This window comes from Gordonia sp. DT218 (assembly GCF_049847105.1).
Classification (GTDB): Bacteria; Actinomycetota; Actinomycetes; order Mycobacteriales; family Mycobacteriaceae; genus Gordonia.
Genome location: NZ_JBNCNS010000005.1, coordinates 381,193 through 404,587, shown reverse-complemented (window position 1 = coordinate 404,587; position 23,395 = coordinate 381,193). Strand labels below are relative to the sequence as shown.

21 protein-coding genes are annotated in these 23,395 nt (G+C 68.1%); 4 read left to right on the top strand and 17 right to left on the bottom strand.

Annotation, left to right across the window (positions count from 1 at the left end):
* Positions 1 to 104: 104 nt before the first annotated feature.
* Positions 105 to 1,928, bottom strand: coding sequence for an aspartate--tRNA ligase (aspS, locus tag ACPXCG_RS20180; RefSeq protein ID WP_425793901.1), 1,824 nt, complete (start codon positions 1,926 to 1,928; stop codon positions 105 to 107).
* Between the two features lie 238 nt (positions 1,929 to 2,166).
* On the opposite strand from aspS, the gene ypfJ reads away from it, so the two are divergent.
* Positions 2,167 to 3,030: a KPN_02809 family neutral zinc metallopeptidase gene (ypfJ, locus tag ACPXCG_RS20175; protein ID WP_425793899.1), complete on the top strand. Its 864-nt coding sequence runs from the start codon at positions 2,167 to 2,169 to the stop codon at positions 3,028 to 3,030.
* Complete coding sequence (locus ACPXCG_RS20170) at positions 3,027 to 4,688, top strand: DUF885 domain-containing protein (RefSeq protein WP_425793898.1); 1,662 nt, start codon at positions 3,027 to 3,029, stop codon at positions 4,686 to 4,688. Before ypfJ ends, ACPXCG_RS20170 begins: the two co-directional genes overlap by 4 nt.
* Before the next feature lie 41 nt (positions 4,689 to 4,729).
* On the opposite strand, the gene hisS is transcribed toward ACPXCG_RS20170, so the two are convergent.
* Both hisS and ACPXCG_RS20160 read right to left on the bottom strand, forming a co-directional pair.
* The gene (gene hisS / locus ACPXCG_RS20165; RefSeq protein ID WP_425793897.1) at positions 4,730 to 5,995 is read right to left on the bottom strand and encodes a histidine--tRNA ligase; all 1,266 of its coding nucleotides are present in this window, start codon (positions 5,993 to 5,995) and stop codon (positions 4,730 to 4,732) included.
* Entirely contained in the window at positions 5,992 to 6,723 is a 732-nt protein-coding gene (locus ACPXCG_RS20160; protein WP_425793895.1) for an MBL fold metallo-hydrolase, read from the bottom strand. The genes hisS and ACPXCG_RS20160 overlap by 4 nt, the downstream gene beginning before the upstream one ends.
* 201 nt (positions 6,724 to 6,924) lie before the next feature.
* On the opposite strand from ACPXCG_RS20160, the gene ACPXCG_RS20155 reads away from it, so the two are divergent.
* Positions 6,925 to 7,860 (top strand): peptidylprolyl isomerase, encoded by a 936-nt coding sequence (locus ACPXCG_RS20155; protein WP_425793893.1) that lies wholly within the window; start codon positions 6,925 to 6,927, stop codon positions 7,858 to 7,860.
* Positions 7,861 to 7,876: 16 nt separating this feature from the next.
* Here the strand turns inward: ACPXCG_RS20155 and ACPXCG_RS20150 are convergent, their stop codons facing one another.
* From ACPXCG_RS20150 to ruvC, 9 genes are all read right to left on the bottom strand, one after another.
* On the bottom strand, positions 7,877 to 10,258 hold the full coding sequence (locus ACPXCG_RS20150) for a RelA/SpoT family protein (protein ID WP_425793891.1): 2,382 nt from the start codon (positions 10,256 to 10,258) through the stop codon (positions 7,877 to 7,879).
* A gap of 131 nt (positions 10,259 to 10,389) precedes the next feature.
* Positions 10,390 to 10,989: an adenine phosphoribosyltransferase gene (locus tag ACPXCG_RS20145; protein WP_425793890.1), complete on the bottom strand. Its 600-nt coding sequence runs from the start codon at positions 10,987 to 10,989 to the stop codon at positions 10,390 to 10,392.
* Positions 10,982 to 12,697: an ABC transporter substrate-binding protein gene (locus tag ACPXCG_RS20140; protein ID WP_425794019.1), complete on the bottom strand. Its 1,716-nt coding sequence runs from the start codon at positions 12,695 to 12,697 to the stop codon at positions 10,982 to 10,984. The genes ACPXCG_RS20145 and ACPXCG_RS20140 overlap by 8 nt, the downstream gene beginning before the upstream one ends.
* 16 nt (positions 12,698 to 12,713) lie before the next feature.
* Positions 12,714 to 13,955: a protein translocase subunit SecF gene (secF, locus tag ACPXCG_RS20135; protein WP_425793889.1), complete on the bottom strand. Its 1,242-nt coding sequence runs from the start codon at positions 13,953 to 13,955 to the stop codon at positions 12,714 to 12,716.
* Positions 13,952 to 15,559 (bottom strand): protein translocase subunit SecD, encoded by a 1,608-nt coding sequence (secD, locus tag ACPXCG_RS20130; RefSeq protein ID WP_425793888.1) that lies wholly within the window; start codon positions 15,557 to 15,559, stop codon positions 13,952 to 13,954. Before secD ends, secF begins: the two co-directional genes overlap by 4 nt.
* Positions 15,560 to 15,720: 161 nt before the next feature.
* Entirely contained in the window at positions 15,721 to 16,128 is a 408-nt protein-coding gene (gene yajC / locus ACPXCG_RS20125) for a preprotein translocase subunit YajC (RefSeq protein ID WP_425793887.1), read from the bottom strand.
* A 173-nt stretch (positions 16,129 to 16,301) separates the two neighbouring features.
* The gene (gene ruvB / locus ACPXCG_RS20120) at positions 16,302 to 17,393 is read right to left on the bottom strand and encodes a Holliday junction branch migration DNA helicase RuvB (RefSeq protein WP_425793886.1); all 1,092 of its coding nucleotides are present in this window, start codon (positions 17,391 to 17,393) and stop codon (positions 16,302 to 16,304) included.
* Positions 17,390 to 17,989: a Holliday junction branch migration protein RuvA gene (gene ruvA / locus ACPXCG_RS20115; RefSeq protein ID WP_425793885.1), complete on the bottom strand. Its 600-nt coding sequence runs from the start codon at positions 17,987 to 17,989 to the stop codon at positions 17,390 to 17,392. The genes ruvB and ruvA overlap by 4 nt, the downstream gene beginning before the upstream one ends.
* Positions 17,986 to 18,591, bottom strand: a complete 606-nt coding sequence (gene ruvC, locus ACPXCG_RS20110) for a crossover junction endodeoxyribonuclease RuvC (protein WP_425793884.1) — start codon at positions 18,589 to 18,591, stop codon at positions 17,986 to 17,988. The genes ruvA and ruvC overlap by 4 nt, the downstream gene beginning before the upstream one ends.
* Positions 18,592 to 18,690: 99 nt before the next feature.
* On the opposite strand from ruvC, the gene ACPXCG_RS20105 reads away from it, so the two are divergent.
* The gene (locus ACPXCG_RS20105; RefSeq protein WP_425793883.1) at positions 18,691 to 19,335 is read left to right on the top strand and encodes a hypothetical protein; all 645 of its coding nucleotides are present in this window, start codon (positions 18,691 to 18,693) and stop codon (positions 19,333 to 19,335) included.
* A gap of 26 nt (positions 19,336 to 19,361) precedes the next feature.
* Here ACPXCG_RS20105 and ACPXCG_RS20100 read toward each other — a convergent pair whose 3' ends face one another.
* The 5 genes from ACPXCG_RS20100 to ACPXCG_RS20080 form a co-directional block, all read right to left on the bottom strand.
* On the bottom strand, positions 19,362 to 20,114 hold the full coding sequence (locus ACPXCG_RS20100) for a YebC/PmpR family DNA-binding transcriptional regulator (RefSeq protein WP_425793882.1): 753 nt from the start codon (positions 20,112 to 20,114) through the stop codon (positions 19,362 to 19,364).
* 127 nt (positions 20,115 to 20,241) lie between these two features.
* The gene (pdxT, locus tag ACPXCG_RS20095) at positions 20,242 to 20,862 is read right to left on the bottom strand and encodes a pyridoxal 5'-phosphate synthase glutaminase subunit PdxT (RefSeq protein ID WP_425793881.1); all 621 of its coding nucleotides are present in this window, start codon (positions 20,860 to 20,862) and stop codon (positions 20,242 to 20,244) included.
* Positions 20,859 to 21,713, bottom strand: coding sequence for an acyl-CoA thioesterase (locus tag ACPXCG_RS20090; protein WP_425793880.1), 855 nt, complete (start codon positions 21,711 to 21,713; stop codon positions 20,859 to 20,861). The genes pdxT and ACPXCG_RS20090 overlap by 4 nt, the downstream gene beginning before the upstream one ends.
* 98 nt (positions 21,714 to 21,811) lie before the next feature.
* Positions 21,812 to 22,327, bottom strand: a complete 516-nt coding sequence (locus ACPXCG_RS20085; RefSeq protein ID WP_425793879.1) for a response regulator transcription factor — start codon at positions 22,325 to 22,327, stop codon at positions 21,812 to 21,814.
* Positions 22,328 to 22,449: 122 nt separating this feature from the next.
* The gene (locus ACPXCG_RS20080; protein WP_425793878.1) at positions 22,450 to 23,379 is read right to left on the bottom strand and encodes a PP2C family protein-serine/threonine phosphatase; all 930 of its coding nucleotides are present in this window, start codon (positions 23,377 to 23,379) and stop codon (positions 22,450 to 22,452) included.
* Positions 23,380 to 23,395 lie beyond the last annotated feature (16 nt).

Sequence of the window (23,395 nt, the reverse complement as noted above, 5' to 3'; positions counted from 1 at the left end):
CCGGATATGCGGGCAGCGTCACGCCCGGACGGCCATGCCGCCCATGGATTCCGGGCGAGCCGCCGCCCGGGTTCAGGCGCCGCTGGGATCAGGCGCCGCTGGGATCAGGCGCCGCCGACGCCTGCTTCCGCCGCCGCACCGTCTCCGTCGGCCTCCGCCTGCTTCCGGATCACCGGCTTGGCGTCGATCCCCGATTCCTTGCGCTGCTGAGGTGTGATCGCAGCCGGTGCGTCGGTGAGCGGATCGACTCCGCCACCCGACTTCGGGAACGCGATCACCTCTCGGATCGAGTTCTCCCCCGCCAGCAGCGCGGTGATCCGATCCCAGCCGAAGGCGATCCCGCCGTGCGGTGGCGCACCGTAGGCGAAGGCGTCGAGCAGGAAGCCGAACTTCTCCTGAGCCTCGTCGTGGCCGATGCCCATGATCTCGAAGACGCGCTCCTGCACGTCGCGCCGGTGGATACGGATCGACCCGCCGCCGATCTCGTTGCCGTTGCAGACGATGTCGTATGCGTAGGCCAGCGCCGACCCCGGATCGGTCTCCAGCACGTCCAGCGACTCCGGCTTGGGCGCGGTGAACGCGTGGTGCACCGCCGTCCAGGCGCCCGAACCGACGGCGACGTCACCACTCGCGGTCGCGTCGTCGGCCGGCTCGAACAGCGGCGCGTCGACGACCCAGGTGAACGCCCAGTCCCCCTGCTTGATCAAGCCCAGACGATCGGCGATCTCACCGCGGGCGGCACCCAGCAGCGCGCGCTGCGCCTTGGCCGGACCGGCGGCGAAGAAGACACAGTCACCCGGATTCGCACCGACGTGGGCGACGAGTCCGGCGCGCTCGGCATCGGAGAGATTCTTGGCGACCGGTCCGCCGAGTTCCCCGTCCTCGCCCACGAGCACGTAGGCCAGCCCCTTCGCCCCACGCTGCTTGGCCCACTCCTGCCACGCGTCGAGCTGGCGTCGGGGCTGCGACGCCCCACCCGGCATCACGACCGCACCCACATAGGGCGCCTGGAACACCCGGAACGGGGTGTCGGCGAAATAGTCGGTGCATTCGACCAGTTCGAGCCCGAACCGGAGATCCGGCTTGTCGGTCCCGTACCGCCGCATCGAGTCGGCGTAGGTGATTCGCGGGATCGGGGTGGTGATCTCCACACCGATCAATTTCCACAGAGCCGTCAGCACCTCCTCGGCGAGCGCGATCACGTCGTCCTGATCGACAAAGCTCATCTCGAGGTCGAGCTGAGTGAACTCCGGCTGCCGGTCGGCACGGAAATCCTCGTCGCGGTAACAGCGCGCGATCTGGTAGTAGCGCTCCATCCCGGCGACCATCAGCAGCTGTTTGAACAGCTGAGGGCTCTGCGGCAGGGCATAGAAGGTGCCCGGCTGCAGGCGCGCCGGGACCAGGAAGTCGCGGGCGCCCTCCGGGGTCGAGCGCGTCAGCGTCGGCGTCTCGATCTCGACGAAGTCATGGTCGGCGAGCACGCCGCGGGCCGCCGCGTTCACCTGCGAACGCAATCGCAGCGCGCGGGCAGGCCCCTCGCGACGCAGGTCGAGGTACCGGTAGTGCAGACGGGCCTCTTCGCCGGGGGCCTCGTCGAGCTGGAATGGCAGCGGTGCCGACGCGTTCAGCACCTCGAGGCCCACCGCGTTGATCTCGATCTCGCCCGACGACAGGTTCGGGTTCTCGCTACCGGCGGGCCGTTCCTCGACGACGCCGGTGACGGCCACGCAGAACTCGGCGCGGAGTCGGTGGGCCGCCTCGGCGACGGCCTCGTCACGGAAGACGACCTGGACCAGTCCGGAGCTGTCGCGCAGATCGATGAAGACCACGCCTCCGTGATCGCGACGACGGGCGACCCAACCGGCGACGGTGACGGTCTGCGAGGCGTCGGCGCGGCGAAGCGAACCGGCGAGATGCGTGCGGAGCACTCAGTGTCCTTCCCAAGCGGATACGTGGTGAATCTGCGCCAATCCTACTTTCGTGACCTCGGCCGACCTGCACCCGGCCATCCCGGCCTCCCACGGGGGATCGGCACCGTCGACACGAACCCGGCATCGGGTCCGATCAGGTCACCACCGGCGCGTCGGCGAATAAGCTCGACCGTGCCGATCTCCGACTCACACCGGCTGTGGGCGTGGGACGGTGCGGAGGCGGACAAGGAGCGACATGGTTTTTCAGGGCGACGGTCCACTCGACACGAGCGGCGTCTCCGGCGGCGGAGGTGGCGGGGTCGGTCGTATCGCTCTCGGCGGAGGCGCCGGGCTGATCATCACGCTGGTCGCGTTGTTCTTCGGCATCGACCCCGGCTCGATCACCGGGGGCTCCGGCCTCGGCAATGACACCGTCAGCAGCCAGAACGCCTCCGAGCTCGACGACCACATCCAGTCCTGCACCATCGAGAAGGCCAACACCGACGCCATCTGCCGCATCGTGGCGACCACCAACAGCCTCAACACGGTGTGGTCGGCAGAAATGCGCGGCTATACCCCACCCAAGACCAGGATCTTCACCGGTTCGACGAGCACCGGGTGCGGCGCGGCCACGTCGGCAACCGGCCCGTTCTACTGCCCCGCCGACCAGACGGTGTACATCGACCCGTCGTTCTTCGCCCAGCTCGAGCAGATGGGCGGCAGCGACGGACCTCTCGCACAGGAGTACGTGGTCGCCCACGAGTACGGCCATCACGTCCAGAACCTGACCGGCGCGCTGCAGAAGGGCAATCGGATGGGCTCGCAGGGCCCGTTGTCGGGTTCCGTGCGCGTCGAACTGCAGGCCGACTGCCTCGCCGGCGTGTGGGCCTATCACGCCGACAAGGGACCGGACGCGATGCTCGAACCGCTCACCCAGCAACAGATCGCCGGCGTCATCCAGACCGCGAAGGCGATCGGCGACGACACCATCCAGGGCGCGAACTCGAACCCCGAGGGCTGGACCCACGGCTCGGCCCAGCAGCGCTCGCGCTGGTTCACGATCGGTTACCGGTCCGGCGACCCCCGTCACTGCGACACGTTCGCGACCAACGATCTGTGAGCGCCCAGGCATCCGGCGCCGAGCGCCTCCCGACCCCTGTCGACCGTCTGGCCGAGGCCCACCTCGCCGACCAGGCCCGGCTCGACCCGCTCTTCGCGACCGAGATCGGTATCGACGGACACGATCACCTCCTGACCGACTTCTCCCCCGACGCCTGTGCGGCCCGCGCCGCCCAGGCACGCAGCACGATGCACGCGTTGGCCGATGCACCCGTGACCGACGACGTCGACCGGGTCACCGTGGCGACCATGACGGCATCGTTGCGCCGGGAGATCACCCTGGCGGACGCCGGTGAACGTGTCGGCGAGTGCAACGTGATCGCGTCGCCACTGCAGGCGATCCGCGACGTCTTCGACCTGATGCCGACGGAGTCGCCGGAATCACGGGAGATCTTCGTCGCACGACTGCAGGCGGTCCCCGGATGCGTCGACACCGTGATCGACGGTATGCGCCACCGCATCGAACACGGCCCGCCTGCGACACGACGACAGGTGGGACTCGTCGCCGACCAGGCCCAGGGCGCGGCCGCCGCCATCGGAGCCGACACCACGGCCCTCGCCGACGACCCGGCTCTCGCCGGTCCGCTCCGAACGGCTCTCGACGACGCCGCCGCGGCGTTTGCGACCCTGGCAGCGGTTCTCCGCAGCGAGGTGATGGCCGCCGCGACATCCGCCGATGCCGTCGGGCGCGAACGGTATCTGCGGTTCCTGCCCGCCCATCTCGGTGCCGACGTCGACCCCGACGAGGCCTACGCGTGGGGACTGGACCATCTCGCCGCCATCGTCGACGAGCAATCCACCATCGCCCGCGGTCTCGTTCCGAGTGGTGACGTACGCGAGGCGCTGGCACATCTGGACACCTTGCCGCAGTACGCCATCCACGACCGTCACGCGTTCGTCCGGTGGATGCAGGACCTCTCGGACCGGGCCGTCGAGGGGCTGGCCGGCTCGCATTTCGACATCCCCGCCCGGCTCACCCGCCTCGAGTGCCGTCTCGCCCCGTCGTCGACGGGGATCATCTACTACACCCAGCCGAGCGCGGATCTGTCACGCCCGGGCCGGATGTGGTGGTCGGTACCGCCGGAGCAGACCGTCTTTCACACCTGGCAGGAGACGACGACGGTCTTCCACGAGGGCGTGCCCGGCCATCACCTGCAGCTCGGTTCGGCCGTCGTCGGCGATCTCAATACGTGGCGCAAACTGGCCTCATTCACGTCGGGTCACGGTGAGGGGTGGGCGCTCTACGCCGAGCGCCTGATGGGCGAACTCGGCTGGCTCGACGACCCCGGCGATCGGATGGGCATGCTCGACTCGCAACGACTGCGGGCCGCCCGCGTCATCGTCGACATCGGTGTGCACTGCGGGCTACCCGCGCCCGCCGGCCTCGGCGGCGGCACCTGGGACGCCGACAAGGCGTGGCGGTTCCTCACCGACTCGGTCGCGATGGACCGTGCGGTGTTGCGGTTCGAACTCAACCGCTACCTCGGCTGGCCCGGTCAGGCGCCGTCGTACGCACTCGGACAACGGGTGTGGGAGCAGACCCGCGCCGCGGCGCGATCCGCCCACCCGGACTGGACCCTGAGAGACTTCCACGGGGCTGCCCTCGCGCTGGGCGGTGTGTCGCTCGATGTGCTGGCCGACGAACTCACCCGCATCTGACCCGCCCTCTGCCGCGCCGCCGGTTCGCTCGCCGGATGCGATCAGCGCAGGAGGCGCAGCACCTCGCCGGTGATGTCGTCGAGTGAGACCTGGTGCTGCTCGCCATTGCTCAGATCCTTGACCTCGATCCGGCGTTCGGCGAGCTCACGGTCGCCCAGCACGAGCGCGAGACGGGCGCCGGAACGGTCCGCGGCCTTCATCGCGCCCTTCAGACCGCGATCGCCATAGGCCAGGTCGACACTGATCCCGGCGGCGCGCAGTTGCCCGGCGACACCGACCAGTTCGGCTTTGGCGTCACCACCGAGCGGTACTCCGTACACCTGACAGCGGGCGGTGTCGGCATGGGCGACACCCTCCGCTTCCATCGCCAGCATGGTGCGGTCGACGCCGAGACCGAATCCGATACCGGACAGGTCCTGCTTGGCGCCGAGCAGTGACATCAGCCCGTCGTACCGACCACCGCCGCCGATCCCCGACTGCGCGCCGAGCCCGTCGTGGACGAACTCGAAGGTGGTCTTGGTGTAGTAGTCGAGCCCACGAACCAGCCGCGGATTCGGTTCGTAGTGGACGCCGAGCCGTTTGAGGTGTGTCAGCACGGCATCGAAATGTGCGCGCGCATCATCGGAGAGATGGTCGATGAGCAGCGGTGCGTCCGCGGTGGCCGCCTTGATCTCGGGGCGCTTGTCGTCGAGCACCCGCAGTGGGTTGAGTTCGGCGCGTTTGCGCGTCGCCTCGTCGAGATCGAGCCCGAACAGGAACTGCTGCAAGGCTTCCCGATACGGCCCTCGGCTCGCGTCGTCGCCGAGTGAGGTGACCTCGAGGCGGAAGCCGGAGAGACCGAGACGCCGGTACCCCTCGTCGGCGACGGCGATGACCTCGGCGTCGAGAGCCGGGTCGTCGACGCCGATGGCCTCGATGCCCACCTGTTGCAACTGCCGGTAGCGGCCGGCCTGCGGCTTCTCGTACCGGAAGAACGGACCGGCATAGCAGAGCTTGACCGGCAGCTGACCCCGGTCCAGTCCGTGCTGGATGACCGCCCGGACCACCCCCGCGGTCCCCTCGGGTCGCAGGGTCACCGAACGGTCGCCACGATCGGCGAAGGTGTACATCTCCTTGCTGACGACGTCGGTGGATTCACCGACGCCGCGGGCGAAGAGCGCGGTGTCCTCGAAGACGGGCAGCTCGATGTGGCCGTAACCCGCGCGGCGCGCCGCATCGGTCAGGGTGTCCCGGACCAGCCGGAAATCCGCCGAGTTCGGCGGGAAATAGTCGGGGATGCCCCGCGGCGCGGCGAAGTCGGCGCTCACAGTCCGTATCGTCCCTTCTTCACTGTGCCCGAGATGTCGGCCAGGAACGGATTGCCCGCCCGCTCCGCACCGATCGAGGTCTGCGGTCCGTGGCCCGGCAGCACCTGGGTCTGGTCGGGCAACGGGAGGAGTCTGGCCGCAATCGAGTCGAGCAACTGCTGATGATCACCACCGGGCAGATCGGTCCGCCCGATGGACCCGGCAAACAGTACGTCACCCGAGAAGCACACCGGCACCACCTCCGGCAACGCCTCGCCCTGATGGTCGGGCTCCGCGTCGACGGGGACCTCGATGCCGAGCAGCACCGACCCCTGCGTGTGTCCGGGTGCGAGGTCGACCGAGATCCGGATTCCGGCCAGATCGACATCCTCACCATCGACGAAATCGACGACCTTCTCCGGTTCACGGAATTCGAGGGTGCCGATCACCGATTCGAGGGCCCGTCCCAGGCCGCGGCCCGGGTCGGCCAGCATCGGGCGGTCGGCCGGATGGATGTAGGCCGGGATGGAGTACTCGTCGCACAGCTCGGCCGCATTCCAGGTGTGGTCGAGGTGGCCGTGGGTGAGCAGCACGGCAACGGGCGTCAGGTCGTGTTCGGCCAGCAGTTCACGTACCCGCACGGCGGCGTCCTGCCCGGGGTCGACGATCACTGCCTCCGAGCCCGCCTCGGTGGCGAGCAGGTAGCAGTTGGTCTGGAACATCCCCGCTGCGAATCCGGTGATCAGCATCCGTCCATTGTGACAAACGGCCCGTCCAGGGTGTGCGGCCCGCCCGTACGGTCGCGCGCCCCGGCCATGGATCTCTCAGGTTCGGCTGGCACACTGGCCTGTCGACGTAGCATCAGCGACGACCGCATGCCTCGACACCACGTCCGGCGTGCCATCTCCCGGGGGGAGTCACGGCACACGAGTTCAGGAGGGTCTAACCGCGTGTCCACCAACGAGGAACGCCGCGAAGCCGCCAAGCGCAAGCTCGAAGAACGCCTCGAACGGGAACGGCAGCAAACACGCCGTCGCAAGATCATCATCGCCTCGGTCTCGACCGTGGTGGTCGTGGCCATCGTGGCGACCGCGACGACCCTCATCGTGAAGAAGGTCCTCGACGACCGTGAGGCCGCTCGCTGGACGGCATGTTCGTACCAAGACCAGCCGAGTCGTTTCGAGCAGCTCCCCAAGGAGGTTCCGGCCGAGGTCCCGGCGAATCAGCGCGCACAGGCGCAGGCCTACCTCGACGAGATGAAGGCGGGCGAGGCGAAACAACGGACCTCCCCCAAACCCGACTCGAAGCAGCTGAAGGAGGGCACCGCCGACATGGTGCTCGACACGAGTCAGGGCGCCATCCCGATCACGTTGCAGCGCACCGGGGCACCATGCAACGCCGGCGCAGTGATCTCGTTGGCCGAGAAGAAGTTCTACGACGCCACGCCGTGCCACCGACTCACCAACAGCCAGACCCTGAAGGTTCTGCAATGCGGCGACCCGACCGGGACCGGAGCCGGCGGCCCGGGGTGGTCGAGCCCCGACGAACTGCCCACCGACCTCAAGCCCGCCGGGCAGCCGGATCCGAGTTCCGGTGAGGCACCCGTGATCTATCCGCGCGGGACCGTGGCCATCGCCAACAGCAACAATCCCCAGACGGGTCAGTCGAACACCGGCTCCAGTCAGTTCTTCCTGGTCATGCAGGACAGCCAGCTGGCAGCGAACTACTCGGTCGTCGGCAAGGTCGACCCGGACGGCCTGACGGTGCTGGACAAGATCGCCAAGAACGGCCTTACCCCCGGCCCCAATGGCAGCGCAGAGGACGGCAAGCCGAAGCAGCCGGTGGACATCACCACCGCCACCGTCGACAGCGGCTCCGCCGCCTGACGCGGACGCGAGGGGGTCAGGCGGCCGAGGTCACCCGGTACACGTCGTAGACCCCCTCGACGTTGCGCACCACGTTCAGCACGTGCCCGAGATGCTTCGGGTCACCCATCTCGAAGGTGAACTTGCTGACCGCCACCCGATCACGGCTGGTGGTCACCGACGCGGACAGGATGTTCACCCGCTCGTCGGCGAGCACCTTGGTGACGTCGGAGAGCAACCGGTGACGGTCGAGCGCCTCCACCTGGATGGCGACGAGGAAGACCGATGACGGTGAGGGTGCCCACGACACCTCGATGATGCGTTCGGACTGTTCCTGCAGGGACGTGGCGTTCGTGCAGTCGGTGCGGTGCACGCTGATCCCGCCGCCACGCGTCACGAATCCCAGGATCTCGTCGCCAGGCACCGGTGTGCAGCACTTGGCGAGCTTCGCCATCACGTTGTCGAGACCCTCGACGACGACGCCGGCGTCGCCGCCTTGTCGGCTGCGGGTGGGCAGGGTCGACGGCGTCGACCGCTCGGCGATCTCGTCGACCGCATCGTCGATGCCGCCGAGCGATGCGACGAGGCGGTTCACCACATGCCGGGCCGAGACGTGGCTCTCCCCGACCGCGGTGTACAGGGCGGTCAGATCGGTGTACCGCAACTCCTTGGCGACGGCCGCCATGGATTCGGCACTCATCAAGCGCTGCAACGGTAGTCCGCCCCGCCGCACCTCCTTGGCGATGGCGTCCTTGCCCGTCTCGAGCGCTTCTTCCCGGCGTTCTTTGGCGAACCACTGGCGAATCTTCGCCTTGGCTCGAGGCGACACGACGAAGTTCTGCCAGTCCTTCGACGGTCCGGCGTTCGGCGCCTTGGAGGTGAAGACCTCGATGACCTCGCCGTTCTCCAGCTTTCGTTCCAGCGCCACCAGCCGGCCGTTCACCCGGGCACCGATACAGCGGTGTCCGACCTCGGTGTGCACCGCATAGGCGAAGTCGACCGGGGTCGACCCGGCGGGCAGGGTGATCACGTCCCCCTTGGGGGTGAACACGAAGATCTCCTGGACCGCCAGGTCGTAGCGCAGCGACTCGAGGAACTCGCCCGGATCGGCCGCCTCACGTTGCCAGTCGAGCAGCTGGCGCATCCAGGCCATGTCGTCGATCTCGGCGGCGTCGGTGGACCTGCGTGGATTCTTGCCCTTGCGTTCCTTGTAGCGCCAGTGCGCGGCGATGCCGAACTCCGCGGTCCGGTGCATCTCGTGCGTGCGGATCTGCACCTCGAGCGGCTTACCCTCCGGGCCGATCACCGTGGTGTGCAGGGACTGGTAGACCCCGAACCGGGGCTGGGCGATGTAGTCCTTGAACCGACCGGCCATCGGCTGCCACAACGAATGCACCACGCCGACAGCGGCATAGCAGTCGCGGACCTCGTCGCACAGAATCCGGATGCCGACCAGGTCATGGATGTCGTCGAAGTCGCGACCCTTGACGATCATCTTCTGGTAGATCGACCAGTAGTGCTTGGGCCTGCCCTCGACGGTCGCCGCGATCCGCGAGCCCCCCAGCGCATTGTTCACATCGGCGCGCACGCGGGCGAGATAGGTGTCACGCGAGGGCGCGCGGTCGGCCACCAGCCGGACGATCTCCTCGTACCGTTTGGGGTGCAGGATCGCGAACGAGAGATCCTCGAGTTCCCACTTGACCGTCGCCATGCCGAGTCGATGTGCCAGTGGCGCAATGACTTCCAGGGTTTCCCGGGCTTTTCGGGCCTGCTTCTCGGGCGGGAGGAAGCGCATGGTCCGCATGTTGTGCAGCCGGTCGGCCACCTTGATCACCAGCACCCGCGGATCCCGGGCCATGGCGATGATCATCTTGCGGATCGTCTCGGCCTCGGCGGCGCTGCCGAGTGCCACCTTGTCCAGCTTCGTGACGCCGTCGACGAGGTGCATCACCTCGGCGCCGAAATCCTTCTCGAGTTGTTCGAGGGTGTACCCGGTGTCCTCGACCGTGTCGTGCAGCAGCGCCGCCACCAGGGTCGTGGTGTCCATACCGAGGTCGGCGAGGATCGTCGCCACCGCCAGTGGATGTGTGATGTAGGGGTCGCCGGACTTGCGCTGCTGCCCCTCGTGCTTTTCATCGGCGACGTCATAGGCGTGTTGCAGCAACGCCACGTCGGCCTTCGGGTAGATCTCCCGGTGCAGCGTCACCAGGGGTTCCAGGACCGGACGGACTGTGCTGCGGGTGGCGGTCATCCGGCGCGCCAGCCGCGCGCGCACACGTCGGGACGCCGACGACGACGGGGTCCCGACCGCATCGGCGCCGGGGAGCGGCTGGTCCGACGGGTTCCGTACATCGGGCACAGCCGGTCCCGTCGTCTCAGCGGATTCCCGCCGGGCATCGGTATCGACCTCGTCGTGCATCGTGACCTCCTCTCCTCGTCCGGGCGTCGCCGCATCTCAGCGGCGGGTTGTCAACCATCGGTGTCCTCGACCACTCTGGACAACGCCGGATGAGGGCGAGTCTAGTCCGCCCGATACGGACCGCGGTTCGCTCAGCCGCTGACGACGGCATGGACCGGCAGATCCGCGCCGAGGCCCTCGGCGATGGTCGCCCGTCCGCCCAGACCGTCGAGCTCCATGATCACCGCGACGCCGACCACCTCGGCGCCGGCCCGATCCAGCAACTGCGCGGCCGCCACGGCGGTGCCACCGGTCGCGAGCACATCGTCGACCAGCAACACCCGCATACCGCTGATGTCGATGCCGCTCGCCGGGATCTCGAGGACCGCGGTCCCGTATTCGAGCGTGTAGCTGGTGCTGTGCACCGGCGGCGGCAGCTTGCCACCCTTGCGGACGGCCAGCACCCCTACCTCGAGTTCACGGGCGACCGCGCCGCCGAGGAGGAAACCCCGTGCATCGATGCCGGCCACCAGATCGATGCCGCGGCAGCCGTGGGTGAGCGCGGTGACGACGGACGACAGTCCCACCGGGTCCGCCAGCACCGGCGTCAGATCTTTGAAGTCGATACCGGGCGCGGGGAAGTCGGCCACCATCCGGGCGTGTTCGTCGATGGCCCGACGGGCCCGGTCGAGCGCCCGCGTGGTGATGTCGTCGTCGGGAGCGGACCCCGGCTGCTGCGCGTCGTCAGTCACGTACTGTCCACCGATCCATGTTCCAGCCGGTTCCGTTACGGCCCAGCCCGGCCACCACATTATCGACCCGGCCGCCCCACCGCTGCACGCGCGGGGCCGCGAACAGCGGGATCGACGGCACCGCCGCCCAGGCAGCGTTCTCGATGGTGCGGACGAGTTCGAGCCGGTCGGCGGCCAGGTCCGCCGCCGCCAGCCGGTCGATCGCGGCACTCACATCCGGATCCTGAAATCCACCGAGGTTCAACGGGTCCCCGCCGTGCAGCTGATACGCGTCCCGGGACGGATTGGCCGCTCCGGCCGCGGCGAACGAGGCGCCGGCGGCGACCAGCAGCGCATCGACATCCTTGCCCAGCGCGGACGGAGCGAGATCGGGTGAACCAGCGTCCACCACGTCGATGCCGGCCCGACGACACGACTCGGCGATCGTCGCGACCATCTGCTGCCGCCGCGCCGCCGGCGCGAGATATCCGACCCGCACGCGCAACGGACCCGAACGGGTCGATGCGGTGGTCTCGGCCAGCGCGCGGGCGCGGCCCACATCCGGCCTCGCGTAGGCACGGCCGAATGCACCGTTGAGTTGGCCTGCGAGGTTGTCGGCCGGGGCGAGGACACGCAGATTCCACAGTTGCGCACCCTGACCGAACTGGCGTGCCAACACATCTCGGGGCACACAGGAGGCAAAGGCCTGCCGGGTCCGGACATCGCCGAACACCCCGCGTTGAGCAAGCACCAGTTCCTCGACGGCCAGCGCCCGATTCGGTTGCGGCAGCGGCTGGATCGTCTCGTCTGTCGATCCCGACGGCGCCACCTCGTCGGTCGTCATCCCCCCGGTCAGATCGGCGACATCGAAGGATCCGTCGGAGATGCGCTTCTCAGCGTCGGTTCCGCGACCCCAGATCGCGATCCGAGAGGTCTTCGGCGCGTCGCCCCACCACTTGTCGTTGGCCACCAGCACGAGCCCACCGGATTGCGAATATCGGTCTATCCGATACGGTCCCGACGACGGAAAACGCTGTTCATCGACCGATCCGGGGGTCAGCGCGAACCCGGTGTTCCAAGCCCGGGCGAGCTTTCCCACGACGGCCTGATCGCCGGTGCGGATCGGATCGACGATGTCTGCGACGCCGGCCATGCGCGCCACCACATGCGCAGGCAACATCGTGCCCGCGCCGAACAACGACAGCCAGTCCCGGTAGTCGCGCCCGCGGGCGAATGCAACGGTCGCGGTTGCCTCCCCCGGAGCGCAATCCACCCGTTCGATGTCGCGGTAGCCCGCGGTCGTCGCCGGACGGAACCCGGGGAACCGACCACTCATCGCCGCCCACGCGAGAACCAGATCGTCACAGTCGACGGCCTGGCCGTCCGAGTAGCGGGCTGCCCGGTTGAAGTCGTAACGCAGGGTCAGCGACGACCCGGGAACCGGTGTGACGGTTCCGATGTCGCGGTCCGGGGTGACCTGGCCGTGTGCCCCCAGGTAACTGAAGCCGGGCAACATCCGGGTGGTGGCCATCAGCACGCCGTTGGCGTTGCCCTCGACGGTGTTGGCGTTGTAGCTGTCTATCCGCGCGTCGACCGCGTAGTCGATCGTGGGCGGGCCGTCCTCACCGCAGCCGGCGAGCAGTCCGGCGAGGACCACCACCACGCCCACCAGGGCGATCGTTGTCAGGGGCAGGCCGATTCGTCGCCGGGCATCCGACCCGGTGCGCACAGTCACGACCCGTAGACTAGCGCGACCGTCGACGTTTTCCGGTCGGGCTCGTCGGTGCGTCCTCGTCGGACCGTTTCGCCGACCGGCTCCCCGCCGAGCGGCCGCGGACCGGTCGATCGTCCGAGACATCCTGCCCGGCCGCCACCCGCGCACGCCGGTCGAGGACCCGCTTGGTGTGGCGCGCGATCTCGGAACGGCGCTCCTTGAGTGTGACGAGTAGCGGCGCCGCCAAGAAGATCGACGAGTAGGCGCCGACGACCACGCCCACGAGCTGGATGAGCGCCAGGTCCTTGAGCGTGCCGACGCCCAGCAACCACACGGCGATCACCATCAGCGCGATGATCGGCAGCACCGAGATGATCGTGGTGTTGATCGAGCGCATGAGGGTCTGGTTGATCGCCAGGTTGGTCTGCTCGGCGTAGGTTCGTCGCGTCGTCTGCAGCACCGATCTGGTGTTCTCGGCCACCTTGTCGAACACGACGACTGTGTCGTACACCGAGAAGCCGAGGATGGTCAGGAGGCCGATGACGGTGGCCGGGGTCACTTCCCATCCGACCAGCGAATAGATGCCTGCCGTCACGATGATGTCGAAGAACAGCGACGCCAATGCGGCCAGCGACATCTCCCGGTCGAAGCGCACCGCGATGTAGACGAACACGATGATCAGGAACACCGCCAGCGCGATCAGCATCTTCTTGGTGATCTCGCCGCCCCAGGTGGAACTGACATCGGATGAGCTCACCTCGGCCGCGGTCAGCTCGGGTGCGAATTTGTCCGCGAGGGCACTCGTCACCTGCTGGGTCTGCTGAATGGTGAGGGTCTCGGTGCGCACCTGGACGGTCTCGGAGCTGCCGGAGCCCGCGGTCTGGACGGACTCGGGCTCGCTGCCCAATGTGTCTGCGAAGACCTCCTCCACGGAATCGCTCGTCACACCGGCCGAGACCGGGATGGAGACCTGCGTGCCGCCCTCGAAGTCGATGCCCAGGGTGAAACCGCGGATGGCGATCGAGGCGATGCAGATGGCCAGGATCACGGCGGTGACGATGTACCACGCGCGACGGTGACCGGCGAACTCGAATGCGCCCGTACCCGTGTAGAGCCGGGACAGGAACGACCGGTCGGATTCCGCGACGAAATTCGCCTCCGACGTCGGGCTCATCTCTCTCGTCACATCGGTGTCGTCGACCGCCACGTCGGGCTGCGCCGCGCCGCGGGAGCCGTCCGATCGACCGGAATTGGGGCGTTGCGTACTGCTCATTTCGCCGTTCCTTCCGACGCCTCGACCTTGGCCGTACGGGCCGACAGTCTCCGCTGCCGCGCCACCTCACTCACGGCGCCGAGCCCGTTGACCTTCGGTCTGGACAGGAACTCGGACCGGCTCGCGAGGACGACCAAGGGATGGGTCACCAGGAAGACCACCACGACGTCGAGGATCGTGGTGAGACCCAGCGTGAATGCGAATCCGCGTACCTCGCCGATGGCCAGGACATAGATGACGACCGCGGCGATGAAGCTGACCGCGTTACCCGACCAGATGGTGCGCCGCGCGCTCGCCCAGCCGCGCGGCACCGCGGACCGGAAACTTCGGCCCTCCCGCATCTCGTCCTTTATTCGCTCGAAGTAGACGACGAAGGAGTCGGCCGTCATGCCGATACCGATGATCAGACCCGCGATGCCGGAGAGATCCAGGGTGAAGCCGATCCACCGGCCCAGCAGGATGATGATGCCGTACACCATCAGTCCCGACAGCACCAGCGACAACATCGTCAGGATGCCGAGCATCCGGTAGTAGAACAGTGCGTACAGAAGGACTGCGATCAGTCCGACGAGGCCGGCGATGAGTCCGGCCTGCAGTGACGCGAGACCCAGTGTGGCCGAGACCGTCTCGGCGTCGGAGGCCTCGAAGGAAAGCGGCAACGAACCGTACTTGAGGACGTTGGCGAGATCCTTCGATTCCTGCTGGCTGAAGTTGCCGCTGATCTCGGTGGACGGAGTGGTGATCGCGCCCTGGATCTGAGGTGCGGAGACCACCTTGGTGTCGAGGGTGAACGCGGTCTGTTTGCCGGTGTTCTGGGCGGTGTAGGTCGGCCAGAATTTCTGCGCCGCGCCCTTGAACTCGACCTGCACGATCCACGATCCGGCCTGCTGCGTGGTGCCCGCCGTCGCGTTCTTGATGTCCCGGCCGTCGATGATCTCCGGCCCGAGGAGGTAGACCTCCTTGCCGTCCTGGGAGCACGCCACCAGGTTCTGGTCGGGCAGATCGTTGCCCAGCAACGGATCGTTGGCGCCCGGCGAGCAGTCCATCTTGGTCATCTGCGCCGTCAGCGCGTCGAGATTGGCCCCGGCGGGCGCCTGCCGAAGCTTGCGCTGCTCGGCGATCGCGGCGGCCGAGGTGTCGCCGGACTGCTTGTCTTCCTGCTGCTTCTGCTCATCGGTCTTCGGCTGCGGGGTCGCGGGTTGCACCTTCTCGACCGGCCGCACGAACAGTCGGGCGGTCTGGCCCAGCGAGCGCGCCTGCTTGCCGTCGTCGCCCGGCACCGTGATGACCAGGTTGTTGCCGTTGACCACGACCTCCGAGCCGGACACACCGAGCCCGTTCACGCGCTGCTCGATGATCTGCTTCGCCTGATTGAGCTGGTCACGCGACGGCGGTTGACCGTCCGGGGTACGGGCGGTCAGCGTCACGCGGGTGCCGCCCTGCAGATCGATACCCAGCTTGGGTGTCGGCGATCCGCCTCCGGTGAAGAAAACCAGCCCCCAGACGACGGCCAACAACACGAAGAAAGCGGTCAGGGGTCTCCACGGCGGAATCTCACGTGGAGGTCCCGACCGCTTCGCCGACGCCCGGCGAGGTGTGGTCACTGCTGTTCTGGTCTCCTAGGGAATGCGCGCCGGGCACCATGCGGCCCCGCCGCGCGGTCGTGGCGGTCGGTCGCCCACTCTACTGACTGCGCGGTAGCAACCGTCCTCCGGTGCCACCGCGCTCGGTGGCCTGCGGGCGCGTTCACGCGCCCGCAGGTTGATCACTTCTCGTCGGAGGGGGTGTCGCCCGGACGTTCGGTCCACACGCTGTCGTCGGTGCTGGAATCTGCACCGAGCGACGGCGACGGATCGTCGACGATCTCCTCGGGCCGCCCGATCAGAGCGCCCGGATAGGTCTCGGCGGCGTCCTCGGTCGGCACCACCCGCACCACAGCGGCGCGATTGAAGCGGGCCACGACACCGGTCGCGATCTCGAGGTCGACGAAATCGCCGGTTCCTGCCTCGACGACGGTGGCGAACATTCCCGAGGTCAGCTGCACACGCGCACCGGTGGCCACGGAGTTCTGCATGTCCTGCATCTCGGACACGCGCTTCTTCTGCTTGCGGATGCTCAGGAACATGAAACCGGCCAGCAGGGCCAGCAGAAGGGGGAAGAAGAGAGACTCCATGATTACAGCAACAATCCTTGTCGGTTCGGTCGTGTTGTGGGCGTTATGTCGGGTTCGGCCGGTCAGCCGAGTGCCGCTCGCAGGCGCGCGTGATCGCACCAAGTCCTCCGGCGGGCTCTCCCCAGTGTGCCATGCCCGGGAAAGTCGCCACGATCCTCGGGTTCGCGGCAGGTCTAGAGATCGTCGAACAGGCTCTCGGTCAGGGTGTCGCGGGTGCGGACGCCGAAGCTTGCGTTCATCGCGCCGGCCGGCGGTGTGAGACCGAGGTGATGCCAGGCCGCGGCCGTCGCGACGCGGCCACGCGGGGTCCGCGCCATCATCCCGGCGCGCACCAGGAACGGTTCACACACCTCCTCGACGGTGGTGGGCTCCTCACCCACCGCGACCGCCAGTGTGGACACCCCGACCGGTCCGCCACCGAACCCTCGGACGAGAGCGTTGAGGACGGCGCGGTCGAGGCGGTCGAAACCCAGCTGATCGACGTCATAGACGGTGAGCGCTGCCCGTGCGATGTCCAGGGTGATGACACCATCGCTGCGCACCTCGGCGTAGTCGCGGACCCGGCGCAGCAGCCGGTTGGCGATGCGGGGGGTGCCGCGTGACCGACCGGCGATCTCGACCCCGGCGTCCTCGAGCAGCCGGATACCCAGAATCCCCGCCGACCTGCGCAGCACATGCACCAGCTCGTCGTTCTCGTAGAACTCCATGTGCGCGGTGAACCCGAACCGGTCACGCAACGGACCCGTCAGCGACCCGGATCGGGTGGTGGCGCCAACGAGGGTGAACGGTGCCACGTCGAGCGGGATGGAGGTGGCACCGGGCCCCTTCCCCACCACCACGTCGACCCGGAAATCCTCCATCGCGAGGTAGAGCATCTCCTCGGCCGGGCGGGCGATCCGGTGGATCTCGTCGATGAAGAGCACATCGCCGTCGACCAGGTTTGACAGCATCGCCGCGAGATCGCCGGCACGCTCGAGCGCCGGACCGGACGTCACGCGGATCGCGGCGCCCATCTCGCCGGCGATGATCATCGCCAGTGACGTCTTGCCGAGCCCTGGTGGTCCGGACAGCAGGATGTGATCCGGGGTACCGCCGCGCCCCTTGGCACCGCGCAGCACGAGCTCGAGTTGCTCGCGGACCCTGGGCTGGCCGATGAAGTCGGCCAATGACCGTGGACGCAGCCCGGCATCGAATTCGCCGTCCGAGTGCAACTCCGCGGCGCTCATGTCGCGCTCCTCGGGCCCGGGCACCTGATCGTCGGTCATGCGGTCTTCCCCAAGAGCGCCAACGACTTCCGGAGAAGGGTGGAGGCATCCACATCGGGCGCGTCGGCGAGTACCGCGGCCAGGGCCCGGTCGGCGGGTGCGGCCGTGAACCCGAGACCCAGCAACGCTTCGGCCACCTGGTCCCGCACCGTGCCGCCGATCGCGGTGGTCGACGCCACACCGTCTCGTGCCGCAGGCGCCTCGACCTTGTCCCGAAGTTCCACGACAAGTCGTTCGGCCACGCGTTTCCCGATCCCCGGAACGGTGGTCAGCGCCTTCACATCGGACTCGGCCAATGCGCGGCGAAGCGCGTCTGGCTCCAGGACCGCCAGGGTCGCCATCGCCAGGCGCGGGCCGACCCCGGTCACCGTCTGCAGAAGGGTGAACAATGACCGCGCATCGGCATCGGTGAAACCGTAGAGCGTCATCGAGTCCTCGCGCACGATCATCGAGGTGAGCAACGTCGCCTCCTCGCCGCGCCGCAGCGACCCGACGGTTCCGGGCGTCACGAGGACGCGGTAGCCGACGCCCGCGCAATCGATCACCACGTGGTCGAGGGCGACGTCGACGACGGGACCCCGCACCGAGGCGATCATGCCGCTCCCCCGGCCCGCGACCGTCGTCGCGACGACGTCGCACGATCGGCGGACGCCTGCGCCACGCGCTCACGATGGCGCCGTGCCAGTTCCTCGGCCTTGCGTTGTGCCTCGATCATCTTCTCCGTGGTGGCTCCTCGCCAGCAGTGGCAGATCGCCAGCGCCAGGGCATCGGCGGCGTCTGCCGGTTTCGGCTTCGTCTGCATCCCGAGGATGCGGGTGACCATCATCGTGACCTGCGCCTTGTCGGCCCGGCCACTCCCCGTGACGGCCGCCTTGACCTCGGACGGGGTATGGAATCGCACGGGCACATCGCGTTGACCGGCAGCCAACGCGATGACCCCGCCCGCCTGTGCGGTCCCCATCGCCGTGGACACCTGATTCTGTGCGAACACCCGCTCGATCGCGACCACGTCCGGCTGGTGCACATCGAGCCAGTGACTCGCAGCCGTGTAGATGGCCAGCAACCGGTTCGCGAGTTCCATGTCGGTGGGCGTCCTGACCACGTCGACGTCGAGCGCGGTCACGTTCCGTCCCCGACCCGACTCGACCAGGGCGATCCCACAGCGCGTCAGGCCGGGATCGACTCCCATCACACGCACGTACACCTCCACCGTGCAAGCATTTCCGAACAGTTGTTCGAGATTCTATCGGCAGGCGCCGACGACGACGGACAACAACACGCGACAATCGAAGGTGCCATGCCCACGTACACGCCGACCACGCCCGACGGGCTCGTCGAACTCTGCCTCTCCCACGTCGCCGCCCGCGACGGCCGTGTGGTGGTGGTGATCGACGGTGCCGACGCCGCCCGGCCCGACGACCTCGCCGACCGTCTCGCTGCCCGGCTCCGGGTCGTCGGACGTGCCGCGGCCGTCGTCAGGATGGCCGACTATCTGCGGGCGGCGTCGCTGCGGTTCGAGTACGGACATACCGACCCGGAGAGCTTTCGATCCACGTGGTTCGACTACCCGGCGCTCGATCGGGAGGTCGTCTCCGCGCTCCGCGTCGCAGGCCGATGGCTGCCGCGTCTGTGGGATGCCGAACAGGATCGTTCCTTCCGCGACCGACGACAGGACGCGGCGTCCGACCAGGTGCTGATCCTGGCCGGGCCGATGCTCGTCGGCAGGGATCTCGACGTGGATCTGGCGATCCGGCTCCGGATGAGCGAGGCCACCCTCCGCCGGATCTCGTCGCCGGACGCGCAGTGGACCGTCGAGCCGATCCTGCGATACGCGGAGGCATCGGGCGACGCCGACATCGAGGTCCGTTACGACCACCCGGACCGCCCGGCCGTCGCCGTCGACCATCCACGCACGACACGCCACCGGGACCGGATGTCCTGACGTCCGCCGAACGATTCGCGACGGTCCTACTCGTCGAGTTCGGCGAGCACCTCGTCACTCACGTCGACGTTGCTGAACACGTTCTGCACGTCGTCGGAGTCCTCGAGCGCATCGATGAGCTTGAACACCTTGCGCGCGCCGTCGGCGTCCACCGGCACCTCGACCGACGCCCGAAAGTCCGCCTCGGCGGAGTCGTAATCGATGCCGGCCTCTTGCAACGCCGTCCGGACCGCGACCAGATCCGTCGGTTCGCTCACCACCTCGAAGGACTCTCCGAGGTCGTTGACCTCCTCGGCACCGGCATCGAGGACGGCCATCAGCAGGTCATCCTCGGACTGGCCGTTCTTCTCCAGCGTGACCACACCCCGACGGGTGAAAAGGTATGCCACCGAACCGGGATCGGCCATGTTGCCGCCGTTGCGGGTCATCGCGGTCCGCACCTCGCCTGCGGCGCGGTTCCGGTTGTCGGTGAGGCATTCGATGAGGATCGCGACGCCGTTCGGGCCGTACCCCTCGTACATGATGGTCTGCCAGTCGGCGCCGCCCGCCTCTTCACCGCCACCACGCTTGCGGGCCCGCTCGATGTTGTCGTTGGGCACCGACGACTTCTTGGCCTTCTGGATGGCGTCATAGAGAGTGGGATTGCCGGCCGGATCACCACCTCCGGTGCGCGCCGCCACCTCGATGTTCTTGATCAGCTTGGCGAACATCTTGCCGCGCTTGGCGTCGACGACCGCCTTCTTGTGCTTGGTGGTGGCCCACTTGGAATGGCCGCTCATGAGACTCCCACATCCTTCTCGACGTCAGTACCACGTGGCGCGACCATCCGATGACGATCGGCCCAACGTCAAGATCTTACCGGTGCGTGCCGACTCAACTGCCGCTACGCTCCCGGCGCCGTGATGATCAGGCCCGCACCATGTCGACGAAGTACTGGTGCACCCGCCGGTCGCCGGTCACCTCCGGATGGAACGACGTCGCGAGGACGTCACCTTGCCGCACCGCGACGATCCGTCCCTCGGCGGGACCGTCCGGCACCTGTGCAAGTACCTCGACCTCCGGGGCTATGGACTCCACCCACGGCGCCCGGATGAACACCGCCCGCATCGGGGCATCCCCCGGCCGGTCGGTAATACCGGTGAACTCCAGGTCTGTCTCGAAGCTCTCCACCTGCCGACCGAAGGCATTGCGCCGCACCGTGATGTCGAGGGCGTCGAGGTGGCGGGCGTCGGCGCGCGTGTCCAGGATCGTGCTCGCCAGCATGATCATGCCGGCGCAGGAACCGTAGGCGGGCATGCCCGCGGCCAGCCGCTCCCGCAGTGGGTCGAACAGATCGAACACGTTCAGCAGATGACTCATCGTGGTCGACTCCCCTCCTGGGATGACCACCGCGTCGACGGCCGCGAGTTCGGCCGGGCGGCGAACGGCCTCGGCCTGCGCGCCCGCCTCGGTCAGGGCGGCGAGATGCTCCCGGACGTCACCCTGGAGTGCCAGGACCCCGATCCGCGGAGTGTCGACGCCGCTCACCGCGCCTGCCCGTCGTACCGATCCGCGGGCGCTTCCCGCCCGATGCGGGTCAGTCCCTCCTGGGTGACCGCGGCGACCATCCGCCCGGCGTGGTCGAAGATCCGGCCCTGGGTGAGCGCTCGCCCACCGAAGGCCGACGGTGAGGTCTGGTCATAGAGGAGCCACTGATCCGCCCGGAAGGGACGCATGAACCACATCGCATGGTCCAGGGAGGCCGCCTGCAGATCGGCATCGGGATGCGGCACCTTCGAGGAGCCGAGCAGGGTCATGTCGCTCATGTACGCGAGGGTGCCCACGTGGAAGACCTGGTCGTCCGGGAGCCGGTGACGGTAGCGGAACCACACCCGCTGCTGCGCCGCGAAGTAATCGGAGGTGGCGAGGCGGTCCGGTGGCACCAGCCGGATGTCGAAGTTCTTCCACTCTCGGAAGATCGCCTTGGCATCCTCCGGGAGTTCGTTCGCCTCATCGGGCAACTCCTCGGGAGCCGGCGCGGGTGGCATCCGGTCCTGATGTTCGATGCCGTGATCGGTGCGCACGTGGAACGACGCCGACATCGTGAAGATCGCGACGCCGTTCTGGACCCCGGTCACGCGCCGCGTGACGAACGACCGGCCGTCCCGGATCCGGTCGACGAGGAACAGCGTCGGCTTCTCCGGGTTCCCCGGCCGCACGAAGTAGCCGTGCAACGAATGCACCGCGTACTCGGCAGCCACCGTGCGGGTGGCCGACATCAGTGCCTGCCCGGCCACCTGACCACCGAAGGTCCGCTGCATGAGCGTGGGAAACGCCAGCCCTCGATAGATGTCGGTCTCGATGGGCTCGACCTGGAGGATCTCTTCGATGGTTGCCACGGCCCCAGTATCGCGCACCAGGCGGTCTGCGAGCGTGCTGCCCGCGCGGTCTGATCGGCCGTGTTGCCGACCTCACGTCCCGCGGCGCAGGTGATTCGTCAGAGTTCGTCGAGCAAGATCAGCCCGTCCTGAACGGCGCGTGCCACCAGCGCGGCCTTGGTGGACGCGGTCCGCCCGGCCTCCGAGTACTTCGCCCGAATTCTTGTCAGGTGCGTGTTCACCGTGCCGAGCGAGATGAACAGCGCTTCTGCCACTGCGGTTTTGGAGTCGAGCATCAACCAGGTGCGCAGCACCTCGATCTCGCGGATGGTGAGCGCCGGATGTTCGGTGTCCGCGGAGTCGGTGCCGCACGAGCAGTGCGGACGATTCGAATCCGCGCGTACCTCCGACGTCACCAGCGTCATGTGCGCACGGCCGGGCCGGGTGCGGCGCGGAGTGACCACGGTTCCATCGAGCGGCTGACCGGGGAGCGGCATCCGTCGTTGTGCGAGGCGCGCGAGCGCCTCCTGCCGACGACGTGTCGCCTCGGTGTGTCGGCCCGCATCGTGCACGGGCCGATCGTCGGCAGCGACAGACGAGTGACGCTGCGAAGCGTGCTGTGCGGTGACCGTCATGGTTGTCCTCACTCATTCGAGGGGCATCCGGTGTGTGCCCTGCTGTCGTGAGTTAGACGCGACGAGTCGCCGCAAGGTTCCGCGATTCTGACAGGGAAATATCGACGCGTCGAGGCGGCGGGTCAGTCGGTGACGTCGGCGTCGGTGTCGGTGTCGCCGACCTCGCTGTCCTCGACGTCACAGCCATCGACAAGACCGCCATCGACTCGGCTCCCGTCGACCGCTGCGCCGTCCCGACCGGTCCCGTCGACGTCACCGGCGTCGGTCGCCGCCTCGTGGACGACGATGACGATGACCGTGACATTGTCGTGTGCACCGAGCGCGAGGGTCGCCTCCACCAGCGCCTCGGCACCGTCCTGCGCGGTTGCCGCACTCCGGAGGAGGTCTGCGATCTCCTCGTCGGGCAATTCGCCGGTGAGGCCGTCCGAACAGATCAGGAGCGTGTCGCCGGGCAACGCGCGTAGCGAGAAGAAGTCCGCCTCCGGCTCTGCCATGCCGGCCCCGAGCGCACGTGTGATCACGTTGCGCCGCGGGTCGACCCGGGCCTGTTCGGGGGTGAGGAAGCCCGCGTCCACGAACTCCTGGACCTGCGAGTGATCGACCGTGAGTTGCTCGAACTCGCCGCTCTGGAGGCGATAGGTCCGTGAGTCGCCGATGTTGAGGACCAGCCAGTGTGGCTCACCGTCGTGGGTCACCAGCACGGCTCCGGTCGCGGTGGTACCGGCGCGGCGCTCGGACTCGGTGTCGATCTCCCCTATCCGGATCTGGGCGTCCGACAGCAACTCGATGAGTGCCAGCTGGGTCTCGGTCTGGTCTCCCAGTGCCTCGACCGCGGCCAGCGTCTCGAGGGCGGCCTCGCTGGCGAGTTCACCGCTGTCGTGACCGCCCATGCCGTCGGCCAGCAGGTAGCGCCCCGGTTCCACCAGCGCGGCATCCTCGTTGGCCTCGCGTACTCGGCCGACGTTGCACACCGCCGCCCACTCGAGCTGCAGGCCCGCCAGTGTGTCGGTGCCGCAACGGGATGCGTCCCGAACGATCGTCGCCGCGTCCATGATCAGCAGATCCTAC